Origin of the sequence: Cellulomonas timonensis, from assembly GCF_900046455.1 — a bacterium.
GTDB classification, from domain to species: domain Bacteria; phylum Actinomycetota; class Actinomycetes; order Actinomycetales; family Cellulomonadaceae; genus Cellulomonas_A; species Cellulomonas_A timonensis.
In genome coordinates, this window is record NZ_FCOT01000013.1 from 209,418 (window position 1) to 222,614 (window position 13,197).

Annotated in this window: 12 protein-coding genes; 8 read left to right on the plus strand and 4 right to left on the minus strand. The window is 73.5% G+C overall.

Features of this window, described 5'->3' with window-relative positions:
* The first annotated feature begins 197 nt into the window (after positions 1-197).
* The 6 genes from BN3788_RS14485 to holA all read left to right on the plus strand — a co-directional run bounded on the left by BN3788_RS14485 (position 198) and on the right by holA (position 8,861).
* Positions 198-1,211: a fatty acid desaturase family protein gene (locus tag BN3788_RS14485; RefSeq protein ID WP_082813054.1), complete on the plus strand. Its 1,014-nt coding sequence runs from the start codon at positions 198-200 to the stop codon at positions 1,209-1,211.
* A 52-nt stretch (positions 1,212-1,263) separates the two neighbouring features.
* Positions 1,264-4,224, plus strand: coding sequence for a leucine--tRNA ligase (leuS, locus tag BN3788_RS14490; RefSeq protein ID WP_066587678.1), 2,961 nt, complete (start codon positions 1,264-1,266; stop codon positions 4,222-4,224).
* Positions 4,225-4,283: 59 nt separating this feature from the next.
* The gene (locus BN3788_RS14495) at positions 4,284-5,210 is read left to right on the plus strand and encodes a DegV family protein (protein ID WP_261797950.1); all 927 of its coding nucleotides are present in this window, start codon (positions 4,284-4,286) and stop codon (positions 5,208-5,210) included.
* A gap of 92 nt (positions 5,211-5,302) precedes the next feature.
* Positions 5,303-6,262, plus strand: a complete 960-nt coding sequence (locus BN3788_RS14500) for a helix-hairpin-helix domain-containing protein (RefSeq protein ID WP_234346667.1) — start codon at positions 5,303-5,305, stop codon at positions 6,260-6,262.
* 15 nt (positions 6,263-6,277) lie between these two features.
* On the plus strand, positions 6,278-7,948 hold the full coding sequence (locus tag BN3788_RS14505; RefSeq protein WP_147525136.1) for a ComEC/Rec2 family competence protein: 1,671 nt from the start codon (positions 6,278-6,280) through the stop codon (positions 7,946-7,948).
* Positions 7,926-8,861 (plus strand): DNA polymerase III subunit delta, encoded by a 936-nt coding sequence (gene holA / locus BN3788_RS14510; RefSeq protein ID WP_234346668.1) that lies wholly within the window; start codon positions 7,926-7,928, stop codon positions 8,859-8,861. The genes BN3788_RS14505 and holA overlap by 23 nt, the downstream gene beginning before the upstream one ends.
* On the opposite strand, the gene BN3788_RS14515 is transcribed toward holA, so the two are convergent.
* Entirely contained in the window at positions 8,844-9,572 is a 729-nt protein-coding gene (locus BN3788_RS14515; protein WP_082812953.1) for an EAL and HDOD domain-containing protein, read from the minus strand. The two genes, holA and BN3788_RS14515, sit on opposite strands and share 18 nt — an antisense overlap.
* Positions 9,573-9,614: 42 nt before the next feature.
* Positions 9,615-10,343 (minus strand): EAL domain-containing protein, encoded by a 729-nt coding sequence (locus BN3788_RS14520; protein ID WP_066587684.1) that lies wholly within the window; start codon positions 10,341-10,343, stop codon positions 9,615-9,617.
* Between the two features lie 226 nt (positions 10,344-10,569).
* Here BN3788_RS14520 and BN3788_RS20005 point away from each other — a divergent pair, with 226 nt between their 5' ends.
* Both BN3788_RS20005 and BN3788_RS14525 read left to right on the plus strand, forming a co-directional pair.
* The gene (locus tag BN3788_RS20005; protein ID WP_261797945.1) at positions 10,570-10,704 is read left to right on the plus strand and encodes a hypothetical protein; all 135 of its coding nucleotides are present in this window, start codon (positions 10,570-10,572) and stop codon (positions 10,702-10,704) included.
* A gap of 134 nt (positions 10,705-10,838) precedes the next feature.
* A complete protein-coding gene (locus tag BN3788_RS14525) occupies positions 10,839-12,164 on the plus strand; it encodes a helix-turn-helix domain-containing protein (RefSeq protein ID WP_066587685.1) in 1,326 nt (441 codons plus the stop codon).
* A gap of 78 nt (positions 12,165-12,242) precedes the next feature.
* On the opposite strand, the gene rpsT is transcribed toward BN3788_RS14525, so the two are convergent.
* A complete protein-coding gene (rpsT, locus tag BN3788_RS14530; RefSeq protein ID WP_066587689.1) occupies positions 12,243-12,503 on the minus strand; it encodes a 30S ribosomal protein S20 in 261 nt (86 codons plus the stop codon).
* A gap of 162 nt (positions 12,504-12,665) precedes the next feature.
* On the minus strand, positions 12,666-13,154 hold the full coding sequence (locus tag BN3788_RS14535) for a type II toxin-antitoxin system PemK/MazF family toxin (protein ID WP_066587692.1): 489 nt from the start codon (positions 13,152-13,154) through the stop codon (positions 12,666-12,668).
* Positions 13,155-13,197 lie beyond the last annotated feature (43 nt).

Genomic DNA, 13,197 nt, shown 5'->3' on the forward strand with positions numbered 1-13,197 from the left:
CACCGGAATCCCCTTCGGGGGTTAGTGTGGGCTCACTCCGACCGGACGCGCGGCCGCCTGGCTGCCCGTCTCCGCCGACGAAGACGGGTCCCCTCGTGGCACACACCTTGACCGATGACGGCCTCGAGAAGGCCGCGCGACCTGGAGGCTCCGGCGACTCGCCGCGCGAGCGCCAGGTCAGCGAGTTCACCGACCTGATGCGCACCGTGCAGGAGTCCGGGCTGATGCGCCGGCGCTACGGCTACTACTGGACGCGGTTCGCGGTGCTCACGCTGCTGCTGGCGGGCACGGTCGTGGCGTTCGTGCTCATCGGCCACTCCTGGTGGCAGCTCGTCGTGGCCGCGGTGCTGGCCGTGCTGCTCGGGCAGGTCATGTTCCTGGGCCACGACGCCGCGCACCGGCAGATCTTCGCCTCCGGGCGGTGGAACGACTGGGCCAGCCTCGTCGTCGCCAACCTCTACGCGGGCATGTCCTACGGCTGGTGGACGCACAAGCACAGCCGCCACCACGCGAAGCCCAACACCGTCGACGCCGACCCCGACATCGCCTCCGGCGTGCTCGTGTTCACCACGGACGACCTGCCGAAGGAGCGCACCGGCGCGGCCGCCTGGTTCGCCAAGCGCCAGGGCTGGCTGTTCTTCCCCCTGCTGCTGCTCGAGGGCCTCAACCTGCACATCTCCGGCGTCAAGACGATCTTCGGCCGCGGCCCGGTCAAGCGGCGCCCGGTGGAGATCGCATTCGTGACGTTCCGGCTCGTCGGCTACGTCGCGCTCGTCTTCTGGGTGCTCCCCATCGGGATGGGCTTCGCGTTCCTCGGCGTCCAGCTCGGCCTGTTCGGCCTGTACATGGGCGCCAGCTTCGCGCCCAACCACAAGGGCATGCCCATCGTCCCGGCGTCGATGAAGATCGACTTCCTGCGCCGCCAGGTGCTGCTGAGCCGCAACATCAAGGGCGGCCGCCTCACCGACCTGTTCATGGGCGGGCTCAACTACCAGATCGAGCACCACCTGTTCCCGAGCATGCCGCGCCCGTCGCTGCGCCGGGTGCAGCCGATCGTGCGCGAGTTCTGCGCCTCGCGCGGCATCACCTACACCGAGACGACGCTGGTCAACTCGTACCGGATCGTCGTGCGCTACCTCAACGAGGTGGGCCTCGCGGCACGCGACCCGTTCCAGTGCCCGCTCACCGCGGAGTTCCGCTCAGCCCGCTGAGCAGCGTGGGCGGGGAGTCGGTCGCCGAGGCCAGCGGGGCTAAACTCGCGGAGTGACTTCGCAGGCTCCCTCCCAGCCCACCGCCGATTCCGGCGCTGGCCATGACGTGCCCTTCCGTTACGACGCCACCATGGCGGAGCAGATCGAGCTCCGCTGGCAGGACCGGTGGGAGGAGCGCGGCACGTTCTTCGCCGCGAACCCGTCGGGCCCGCTGACAGACGGCCAGGGACGGCACGCCGACCCGCAGTCGCGCCCGTACTTCGTGATGGACATGTTCCCGTACCCGTCGGGCGCCGGGCTGCACGTCGGCCACCCCCTCGGGTACATCGCCACCGACGTGGTCGCGCGCTACCGCAAGATGCTCGGCGACAACGTGCTGCACGCGCTCGGCTACGACGCCTTCGGGCTCCCGGCCGAGCAGTACGCGGTGCAGACGGGCACGCACCCGCGGCTCACCACCGAGGCGAACATCGAGATCATGGCGCGCCAGCTGCGCCGCCTGGGCATGGGCTACGACCAGCGGCGCACCTTCGCCACGATCGACCCGGACTACGTGCGCTGGACCCAGTGGATCTTCCTGCAGATCTTCGAGTCCTGGTACGACGCCGACGCGATCCGCCCGGACGGCGGCCGTGGCCGCGCCAGGCCCGTCAGCGAGCTCGTCGAGGAGTACGCCACGGGCGCCCGTCCCGTGCCCACCGGCATCGAGGGCGTGCCCGCGGGCGTCGCCTGGGCCGACCTCGACGACGTGGCCCGCCGCCGCGTCCTCGACCAGCAGCGCCTCGCATACGTCTCCGAGACTCCGGTCAACTGGTGCCCCGGGCTGGGCACCGTGTTGGCCAACGAGGAGGTCACCTCCGACGGGCGCTCCGAGCGCGGCAACTTCCCCGTGTTCAAGCGCACGCTGCGGCAGTGGAACATGCGCATCACGGCGTACGCCGACCGCCTGGCCGACGACCTCGACCTGATCGACTGGCCGCACAAGGTCACCGCGATGCAGCGGAACTGGATCGGCCGCTCCGAGGGCGCCCAGGTGCGGTTCCCGGTCTCCGCGCCTGGCGACGTCGCGGGCACGCCTGTCGCCGAGATCGAGGTCTTCACCACGCGGCCCGACACGCTGTTCGGCGCCACGTTCATGGTGCTGGCCCCCGAGCACGAGCTGGTCGGCGAGCTCGTCCCGCAGGCCTGGCCGGAGGGGACGAAGGACGCCTGGACGGGCGGCCACGCGACCCCCGCCGAGGCGGTCGAGGCCTACCGGGCCGAGGCGGCGGCCAAGACGGAGATCGAGCGGCAGAGCGAGGGCCGCGAGAAGACCGGTGTGTTCACCGGCATCTACGCGACCAACCCGGTCAACGGCGCCCTCGTCCCCGTGTTCATCGCCGACTACGTGCTGGCCGGCTACGGCACGGGCGCGATCATGGCGGTGCCCGCGCAGGACGTGCGCGACTGGGAGTTCGCGACCCGGTTCGAGCTGCCCATCATCCGCACCGTGCAGCCGCCCGAGGGCTTCGAGGGCGAGGCGTACACCGGCGACGGCGTCGCGATCAACTCCGCCAACGACGAGGTCAGCCTGGACGGGCTGGGCGTCGCCGAGGCCAAGCGGGTCATCACGGAGTGGCTCGAGCGCAAGGGGCTGGGCACGGGGGCGACCACGTACCGGCTGCGCGACTGGCTGTTCAGCCGCCAGCGCTACTGGGGCGAGCCGTTCCCGATCGTCTACGACGAGAACGACTTGCCGATCGCACTGCCCGACTCCGCGCTGCCCGTCGACCTGCCCGAGGTCCCGGACTACTCGCCGCGCACCTTCGCCCCCGACGACGCGCAGTCCTCCCCGGAGGCGCCGCTGGGCCGCAACGAGGACTGGGTCAACGTCACGCTCGACCTGGGCGACGGGCCCAAGACGTACCGCCGGGACACCAACACGATGCCCAACTGGGCCGGGTCGTGCTGGTACTACCTGCACTACCTCGACTCGCGGCAGCGGGACCAGGTGGTCGACCCCGCGCTCGAGTCGTACTGGATGGGCCCGGGCCACAACCTCGCGGACACCCACGGCGCGGGCGGCGTCGACCTGTACGTGGGCGGCGTCGAGCACGCCGTGCTGCACCTGCTGTACGCCCGGTTCTGGCACAAGGTCCTCTACGACCTGGGCCACGTGGCCAGCGTCGAGCCGTTCCGCAAGCTCTTCAACCAGGGCTACATCCAGGCGGACGCCTACCAGGACGCGCGCGGCGTCTACGTCCCGGCCGCCGAGGTCGTGGCCGCCGAGTCCGTCCCGAGCGGCTTCTCGTGGAACGGCGAGGAGGTCTTCCGCGAGTACGGGAAGATGGGCAAGTCGCTGAAGAACGCGGTCACGCCCGACGAGCTGTACGCCGAGTACGGCGCTGACACGCTGCGCGTCTACGAGATGTCGATGGGCCCGCTGGACCTGTCCCGCCCGTGGGAGACCCGTGCCGTGGTCGGGGCGCAGCGCTTCCTGCAGCGGCTGTGGCGCAACGCGGTCGACGAGACGACGGGCGAGCTCGTCGTGACCGACGAGGCTCCGTCGGAGGAGACGCTGCGGGTGCTGCACCGCACCATCGCGGACGTCAAAGCCGACATGGAGGCCATGCGGCTCAACACCGCCATCGCCAAGCTGATCGTGCTGAACAACCACCTCACGACGCTGCCGCGGACGCCGCGCGCCGCCCTCGAGCCGCTGGTGCTCATGACGGCGCCCGTGGCCCCGCACCTGGCCGAGGAGCTGTGGTCGCGGCTGGGCCACCCCGAGTCGCTGGCCGCCGAGCCGTTCCCCGTCGCCGACGAGGCCTACCTCGTCGAGGACACCGTCACCTGCGTCCTGCAGGTGCAGGGCAAGGTGCGCGGCCGCGCCGAGGTGCCTGCCGACGTCACCGAGGACGCGCTGCGCGAGATCGCGCTCGCCGACCCCGGGGTGCAGCGCGCCCTCGACGGCCGGGCCGTGCGCACCGTCATCGTGCGCGCGCCCAAGCTCGTCAACGTGGTGCCGGCCTGAGCACGCCCGTCCGGCGCGGCGGCCTGCTGCGGGGGCGGCCCGCCGGGCCGGCCGTCGCGCTGGTCACCGACTCCACTGCGGCGCTGCCTCCCGAGGTGGCCGCGCAGTGGGGCGTCATCGTCGTGCCCCTCGATGTCGTCATCGGCGGTGAGCGACGGCAGGAGGGCGTGGACCTCAGCTCCGCGCAGCTCGCTGCCGCGCTCGACGCGGGGGAGCGGGTGACCACGTCGCAGCCCGCCCCGGCCGCGTTCGCGGAGGCGTATGCGCGCGCCGTGGAGTCCGGCGCCCGGGAGATCGTGTCGATGCACATCTCCGGGGACCTCTCCGGCACGGTCCGCTCAGCCCAGGTCGCGGCGCTTGCGGCGCCGGTGCCCGTGCATGTCGTCGACTCGCGCTCGGTGGTCATGGGGCTCGGTTTCGCCGTGCTGTCGGCGGCGCAGGCGGTGCGTGACGGGGTGAGCGGCGGGCCCGATCCGTCGGCTCCCGGCGCCGAGGAGTCCCGTGCGCGGCGCCTGCTCGACCTGCGACGCCGCCCTGAGCGGGTCGCTGTCGACGGTGTCGAGGTCGCGCAACGCGCCCGGCAGGTGGGCTCGCAGGCGAGCGCGTGGTTCCTCGTGGACTCGCTGGACCACCTGCGCCGCGGGGGCCGGCTCAGCGCGACCGCCGCCGCCCTGGGCACGGTGCTGGGCCTGCGCCCGATCCTCACGCTGCGGGACGGGCGCATCGAGGTGGCGGAGAAGGTCCGCACCCGTCGGGCCGCCCGCGACCGGCTGGAGGCACTCGCCGTCGCCGATGTGCGTCGACGGGGCTCTGCCCGGGTCGCCGTGCACCACCTCGGCCAACCCGAGCTCGCGGCCCAGCTCGCCGACCAGCTCGAGGCCTGGCTCGGCGACCTGGCCGGGAAGGTCCAGGTCTGCGAGGTCAGCGCCGTGATCGGCGCCCATGTCGGATCGGGGCTGCTGGCAGTGGTCGTCGCCGACGCCTGACCGGCCACCCCCAGCCGCGGGCGTCGCGTCCTCGTCGACCTGGCGGGCGGCGGTGAGACCGGCAGTCCGACGCGCGCTCCTACCGTGCCGCCATGACCGCATCACCGGACGGCATCGCCCGCGACCGGCTGCTCGGGCTCGCCGCGCCGCCCGGCCATCCCGCCGCCCGCCCACGGTGGACCCCTGAGCGCTCGCACCAGGGGGAGCGGGCGGTGGCGGAGCCCGAGCCGCGGCGCGACGGCGTCGCAGACGATGCGGCGGACGTCGCCGACCGGTGGCGGCAGGGCGCCCTCGCACGCGTCGGCGGCCTCTACGCCGCGGAGCACGGCGATCCGCTGGAGCATGGCCCCGCGACGCAGGCGCGCGAGCGCGGTCGGCCGCGTCAGCGCTGGGCCGTGCCGATGCGCCTCGCCCTGACGGCGTCGGTGGTGGTGGCCCTGGTGGGTGGCGGTGTCGCGGTGCGCGCGCTGTCCGCCCCCCGCGGCCCCGAGGTCGCCGAGTCGCTGCCCGAGGTCGCCGGCCCCTCAGCGCCGGTCGAGGAACTGCCCGTCGAGGAGCCGGCCCCCGTCGACTCCACCGCGGCCATGGTGGTGGTGCACGTCGTCGGGGAGGTCGCCCTCCCGGGCCTCGTCTCGCTGCCTGCCGGCTCGCGGGTGGCCGATGCGGTCACAGCGGTCGGCGGCGCGACGGGAGCCGCCGACCTCGCCGCGGTCAACCTGGCCCGGCAGCTCGTCGACGGCGAACAGGTGCTCGTGCCGGCGCCCGGCCAGGCGGCGCCTGAGGCTGGATCCGGGCGAGCGGCTGACTCTGCGGCCCAGGGCTCTGTGGGCCAGGGCTCTGTGGGCCAGGGCTCTGTGCCATCCCTGGTCAACCTCAACGTGGCCGACCTCGCGGCGCTCGACGGGCTTCCAGGCATCGGCCCGGTGCTCGCCGAGCGCATCGTGGCCTGGCGCGAGGAGCACGGCCGGTTCTCGGACGTCGAGGAGCTCGGGGAGGTCTCGGGGATCGGCCCCGCACTGCTCGGCAAGGTCCGCCCGCTCGTGCGGGTCTGAGCGGTGCAGCCGCCGGTGGACCTGAGACTCGTGCCAGCGGCCGCCGGGGCGTGGGGCGCCGCCGCCCTCGTGGTCGCTCTCCCGCCTCGGGTTGCCGCGCTGGCCGCCGTGGTGGTGGCGTGCACGGTCCTCGCCGTCGTCCTCGTCGTCCTGGGGTTGCCTCGGAGGCTCGGCGCGGATGTGATCGGCCACGTCGTGCTGGTCGGGGTCGTCGTCGCGGCGGTGTGCGGGGCGACAGCGGCCCAGCTGCACGCGCGCTCCGCCGGCGGGCTCGCGGCCCATGCGGTCGACCGGCCCGTCATCCGGGTCGAGGGCACGCTGCGCACCGCGCCGGTCGCGCTGCCGAGCGCGTGGCCGGGCGGCGAGCCGCGCGTCCGCATCGTGCTGCAGCTGGCAGAGGTCGAGGTCCGCGGGGTGCGGAGCGACGTCGCGGCGCAGGTGGTGGTGCTGGGCGGCCCGGCGTGGGCCGGGCTCCGCGCGGGCGCCACTGTCCGGGCCGCCGGCCGTCTGCTGCCCGCCGAGCCCGCCGCGCGCGAGGTCGCCGTCATCATCGTGCCCGCGGCGCCGATGGGCATGGCCGACCCTCCGGGGCTGTGGCGCGGAACCGGCCAGATTCGCGCGGGCCTCGGGGCGCTGGCGGCCCGCCTGCCCGGTGACGCGGGCGCTCTGCTCCCCGGCATGGCGGTGGGCGACACCTCCCGGCTGCCCGACGACCTGGCCGATGCCATGCGGACCTCGGGCCTGACCCATCTCACGGCCGTGTCCGGAGCCCACTTCGCGCTGGTCGGGGCCGCCGCGCTGACCTGCGCCACGCTCCTCGGGCTGGCGCGGCCGGTGCGGGCAGCGGCGACGGCGGTGCTGCTGGCCGGCTTCGTCGTCCTGGTGGAGCCCAGCCCGAGCGTGCTGCGGGCCGCCGCGATGGGGGCCATCGGGCTGGGCGGCCTCCTGGTTGGACGGCCGTCCCGGGCGCTGCCCGCACTCGGCGCCGCAGTCACCCTGCTGCTGATCGCCGACCCGTGGCTCGCCCGCGAGGTGGGCTTCGCGCTGTCGGTGCTGGCCACAGCGGCGCTGGTGCTGCTCGCCGGACCGCTGGCCGCGGCGTGGTCGCGGACGGGGCGCACGACGGTCGCGCATGCGCTGGCCGTGCCCTTCGCCGCCCAGAGCGTGTGCGCGCCGGTGGTGCTGCTGCTCACCCCGTCGGTCTCCGCCTACGCCGTGGTGGCGAACCTCGTCGTGGCCCCTGCGGTGGCGCCCGCCACAGTGGTGGGCCTGATGGCCGCGCTGCTGGCGCCCGCCTGGCCGCAGGGCGCCCTGGTGCTCGCTCAGGTCGCCGGCGCCGGGTGCTGGTGGGTCGGCGCCGTGGCGCGTGTCGCCGCAGCCCTGCCGGGGGCCAGGGTGCCGTGGGTCGGGGGCGTCGCTGGTGCGGCCCTGCTCGGCGTGGCCACCCTCGCGGCGTTCAAGCTGCTGCTCGCGCCACGTGAGCCCGGCCCCGAGCCTGCCGGCGCCCGCGACAGCCTCCGCGAGCCCAGCGGCCTGGAGGGTGGGTCGTCCGTGGCAGGCTGGGGGAGTGCCTCCCACACCACGCCCCACGAGTCGGACCTCGCGCGGCGCCTCACGCGCCGCCCCTGCCGGGATCTCCTGGGACGAGGCGCCGCTCGCGCCCGTGGTGCTCGTCTCCGGGGCTGAGGGCCTGCTCGCCGAGCGGGCGGTCGACCGGATCGTCGCCCTGGCCAAGGAGCGTGACGCGGGTGTCGAGGTCACGACGCTCGACGGCGCCCTGTACAGCGGGGGGACGCTCGGAGTCGTGACGAGCCCGTCCCTCTTCGGCGAGGACCGGGTGGTCGTCGTGGAGGCAGTGGAGCGCGCGACCGACGAGCTCCTGGCCGACGCGCTCGCGTACCTCGCCGCCCCGGCGCCGGATGTCGTCCTGGTGCTCCAGCACGGCGGCGGGCAGCGCGGCAAGAAGCTGCTGGACGCGGTCCGCGCGCAGGGCGTGCCCGTCGTCGCATGCGAGCCGCTGAAGAAGGACTCGGAGAAGGTGGCCTTCGTCACGGCCGAGTTGCGGCGCGCCTCGCGGCGGGCGGACGCGCGGGCCGTGCGCGCGTTGGTCGACGCGGTGGGGAACGACCTGCGCGAGCTCGGGGCGGCGTGCGCCCAACTCGTGGCGGACACGTCTGGTGTGATCGGCACGGAGGTTGTCGAGAGGTACTACGGAGGCCGGATCGAGGCCACCGGCTTCCGGGTGGCGGACGCCGCGATCGAGGGGGACGCCGGCCAGGCGGTGGCGCTGCTGCGGCATGCCCTCGCCACGGGCGTGGACCCGGTGCCGATCGTCGCGGCGCTGGCGATGAAGCTGCGCACGTTGGCGAAGGTGGCGGCGACGCGCGGTCGGGGGGGAGTCTCGGTCCGTGACCTCAGCCTCGCTCCGTGGCAGGTGGACCGGGCGCTCAAGGACTTGCAGCGCTGGACCCCGGAGGGCCTGGCGGAGGCGATCACCGCCGTGGCGCAGGCCGACACCGAGGTGAAGGGCGGCGGGCGGGACCGGGAGTTCGCGGTCGAGCGCGCGGTGCTGCGGATCGCCTCAGCCGGCTCGCGGTGACGGGACGCAGTCCGTGAGGTCGAGCACCGACGCGGCGGCGAACAGGTGGCCCTGGAAGAGGTCGAACCCCACAGCGGCGCAGCGGAGGCGACAGGCCTCGTCCTCGACTCGCTCGGCGATCAACTTCGCCCCGGAGCTGCCCGCGAGATCCACCAGCGCGTCACCCCGCGTCTCCAGGTCGCGGTAGTCGACCTTGACGTAGTCCGCGAACGGGAGCAGCGCGATCTGCGCAGGGCTCCCGGTGAAGTCGTCGAGCGCGATCCGGTACCCCTGACCGCGCAGTCGTCGCACGCCCGCCACCACGGCGGGGTCGAGGGGGACCGACTCGACGACCTCGAGCACCAGGCGGGCGGGGTGCGGCGGCAGCGGGAGGTCGCCCACGAGGTACGCGCGGGTGATGTTCACGAAGGCGAGGTGGTCGCCCGCCACGTGGTGGGCGCCTGTGCCGAAGACCTGTGCGAGGACTTTGCCGCTGGCGCGGTCCTGGTGCTCCGCGCTCCAGGTGTCGACCCGGACGGGCCGCCGGGTGGGGGACCGGTACAGGAACTCGAAGCCGACGGTGTCAGCGGCGGCGGTGACGATCGGCTGCCGTCCGAGAAGGGTGCGCCACGCGTGGCGGCGTGGGGTGGCGGGGGAAGCCGGCCGGGCCGTGTCGCATCGGGCCGCGGAAGTCAGGGCCGGGTTGGTCACGTGGGCTGAGAGCCCTGTCATGCGCGGTGATGACGCGGAGCGCCCCGACTTCACCCGGATGGCTCAACCAGGCTGCCGTGCGAGCCGCGTGGCCGAGCGGTCGAGCACGGTGGCGCGCTCGAGCAGGTTGCCCTGGAAGAGGTCGAAGCCGAGGTCGCGGCTGTGACTGAGCATCCAGCGCTGCTCGACGAACTCCGCGATCAGCAGGGCGCCGTAGGAGCGCGCCAGCTCGACCACCGGCAGCCCCTCGACGTCGAGGTCGCGGACGTCGATCTTCACGAAGTCCGCGTGGGGCAGCAGCAGCCGCTGGTCCGGCCGACTGATGAACCCGGGGATCGCGATGCGGTAGCCGCGCTCGCGCAGGCGCCGGACCCCGGCGATGACGGTGGGGTCCACGTCGACGTTGTCGGCGATCTCGATCACGAGCCGGTCGGGGCGCGCGGGGATGGGCAGCTCGCCCACCAGGTAGCTGCGCGGCATGCGCACGAACAGCCATCGTCCGTGCGCGGCCTGCTCGAGGTCGCTGCGCCCGAAGGTGGCGCGGAGCACGTGGGCCGTGGCGCGCTCGTGCTGCAGCGCGCTCCAGCTGGGCGACGAGGTGTGGGGGGCTCCTGGGTTCCGGAATGAGAACTCGTAGCCGAAAGGCCGCAGCCGCGGGGTGAAGATCCCCTGCCTGCCCACGAGGACCTGCTCACGGGCCACGTGGCGCGCCCACTCGTCGCGGAGCCGCTCCGGGACTGCCGCGTCCACCGCTGCGGCCAAGGCGGCGGATGCTTGCTCGTCAGGGGTCATGACATCTATGACAGCACATACAAGCCGCTGTGACACTCGCCCTTCCGCGTGACATCGCCTCCCGGCCCTTCCGCGTCCCCCCAGCCAGGACATGTGATCGGCGTGCGGGACTCACCCATTCGGGGTGCAGTTCACCCCGGACGCGCGAGGTGGCTGGCTTTCGAGTGGCGACTCCGGTCACTATATGTTTGACAGTAAGTCAGTCCACTGTGACAGGAGATCACCCGTGACCCGCACCCTGAAGGCCCTTTCCGTCCTCGCCGTCGCCTCCGTCCTCACGCTCGGCGCCTCGGCAGCCGCCCACGCCGGCGAGGTCACCGTCCTCTCGGGGGCCACGGGATGTTGCCGCATCATCAAGTGAGCGAGCCGACTCGCTGAGCTGTGCTCCAGAACGGGCGTCGACCGCGTGTCGGCGCCCGTTCTGTGTTCCAGTCCAGTAACAATCCCCCGAATGGCGACGGACTTTCGCAGCCGTCACAGGTAAAGTGACTCCTTATGACCACGATCGCTGACCGCGTGCGCCAGGCACGCCTCGCCGCCGGGCTGTCGCAGACCGCGCTTGCCGGGGACGCGTTCTCACCGAGCTACATCTCGCTGATCGAAGCGGGGCGCCGGGAACCCACGGACGCCGCGCTTGCGGTGCTCGCGGGCCGGCTCGGGTCCACGGTGGAGTACCTCAAGCACGGCGACGACGGGCCCAACGAGGCGCGGACCAAACTCGAGGTCGACTACGCCAAGCTCGAGCTGACCTCGGGCGAGTCCTCGGCCGCCCGCGCACGCCTGGGCCGCCTGGACTTCGAGTCGGTCACCCAGGCGCTGCGCGTCGACGGGCTCCTGACGCTCGCTCGAGCGCATGAGGCCCTCGGCAACCTCGAGGAGTCCGTGGCGATCCTCGAGCCACTGCTCACGGACGCCCGGGGCCGCGGGCACCACATGGACGCCGCGATCGTGGCCACCGGCCTGGTCGCGTCCTACCTGGAGGCCGGTGACCTGCACCGGGCCGTCGAGATCGGCGAGCGCACGCTGCGCGACCTCGACGGTGCGGCGCTGGCCGGCACCGACGAGTACCTCCGGCTGGCCTCCACGGTGCTGTGGGCCTACGTCGAGCGCGGCGACCTGCTGTACGCGACGCACCGGGCCGCCGAGCTGATCCGGCAGGCGGAGGAGGTCGGCAGTGCGCGAGGCCGCGGCAGCGTCTACTGGAACGCCGCCGTCGTCGCCGAGCACCGCCGGGACTACGAGCTCGCGCAGCGCTACACGGAGCGGGCGCTCGCCCTGCTCGGCGAGGGGGAGAGCGGCCGCGACCTGCCGCGCCTGCGGCTCAACTACGCCTGGCTGCTGCTGCGCAGCGACCCCGCGGAGCCCCATGAGGCGCTGCGCCAGCTCGACCGCGCGATCCCGGAGCTGCTCGCCAGCGGGTCCGAGATCGAGCTCTCGCGGGTGGACGTGGAGCGTTCGCGCGCCCACCTCGTGCTGCATGACCCCGTGCTCGCCGAGGCCTGCGCACGGGACGCGATCGCGCGGCTGGGCGAGCAGCCGCGTCTGGAGACTGCGGTCGCCCAGCTCGCACTGGGGGATGCGCTCTACGCCCGGGAGGACGTCGCGGGGGCGACGCGGGCGTACCGATGGGCCGCGGACATGCTCGGCATGATGTCCGCGAACCGGAAGTCGGCCGCCGCCTGGCGTGAGCTCGGCGACCGCTTCATCGGGAACGGGGACGTCGCGGGGGCAGCACATGCCTTCGATCGCGCTCTCCGCGAGGCGGGTATCCGGCCCGCCGTGCCAGCTGTCCTCCGGGAGGTGTGGAACGCGGGGGTGTGATCCCGCCGACCGTCGGACATGGCGAAGGCGTCACCCCGCAGGGGGGGTGACGCCTTCGTTGGTCCTAGGTGGGCCTCGTCAGATCGACGAGACCGCCTTCGCCAGCGCGGACTTCTTGTTGGCGGCCTGGTTCGAGTGGATGACACCCTTCGAGACAGCCTTGTCGAGCTTGCGCGACGCGGTCACGAGGGCGGCCGATGCGGCCTCCTTGTCGCCACCGGCGACGGCCTCGCGGACACGACGCACGTGCGTCTTGAGCTCCGACTTGACCGCCTTGTTGCGCAGGCGCGCCTTCTCGTTGGTGCCGATGCGCTTGATCTGAGACTTGATGTTCGCCACGTGTGGACTTTCTTGTGTGTTCGCCTGAGCGATCGATGAGGTCGTAGAGGGCTTGTCCAGCACCGGGACTTGGGCGTGGGGATACCCGCGGGGAGGCGCTGGACGAGTGCCCGCCGACCTGGGCGGACACGCGAGTTCCCATCGTAGCAGTTGAACTGCACGTCACAAGGCGCGCACGACCCGGTCGAAGACCGCGCGGTCGAGCACCGCGCCCTCGCGTCGCACTGCCGCCGGGTCGACGCGCAGCACCCGGTCGAGCCGGACCTCGCTGGGCCGGCCGCGCGGGTCCCAGCCGCCGGCCCCGATGTCCGCCCAGCGCCGCCCATGCCGGGCCTCGTCCGCCGCGTCGAGGTCGTGGTCCTTGCTCGAGAGCATCAAGGCCAGCAGCCACGTGCCGTCCCGGCCCACGACGAGCACGGGCCGGTCCTTGCCGCGTGACGGGTCGTCCTCGTAGGGGACCCACGTCCAGACGACCTCGCCCGGATCAGCCTCGCCGTCGAGCCGGGGCGTGTACTCGGCGCGGACCGTGCCGCTGAAGTCCCCGGGCGCCGTGCGCCGCGACGGCGCGGTGCGCGGCGGCGTTGACGCGCGGAGGGCCGCGGTACGCCGCAGCACCGACCGGAGCGCGCGCCGCCATCTGCCGTTCGTCACCCGCTCACCCTAGAGGCGTCGCCGGGACCCAGGTCAGAGGACG

Bases quoted from the DNA above. Each gene is read 5' to 3' on its own strand.
- BN3788_RS14515 (WP_082812953.1), bottom strand. From the start codon at position 9,572: ATGACAGGGCTCTCAGCCCACGTGACCAACCCGGCCCTGACTTCCGCG.
- BN3788_RS14485 (WP_082813054.1), top strand. From the start codon at position 198: ATGCGCACCGTGCAGGAGTCCGGGCTGATGCGCCGGCGCTACGGCTAC.
- BN3788_RS14520 (WP_066587684.1), bottom strand. From the start codon at position 10,343: ATGACCCCTGACGAGCAAGCATCCGCCGCCTTGGCCGCAGCGGTGGAC.
- BN3788_RS14525 (WP_066587685.1), top strand. From the start codon at position 10,839: ATGACCACGATCGCTGACCGCGTGCGCCAGGCACGCCTCGCCGCCGGG.
- BN3788_RS14500 (WP_234346667.1), top strand. From the start codon at position 5,303: ATGACCGCATCACCGGACGGCATCGCCCGCGACCGGCTGCTCGGGCTC.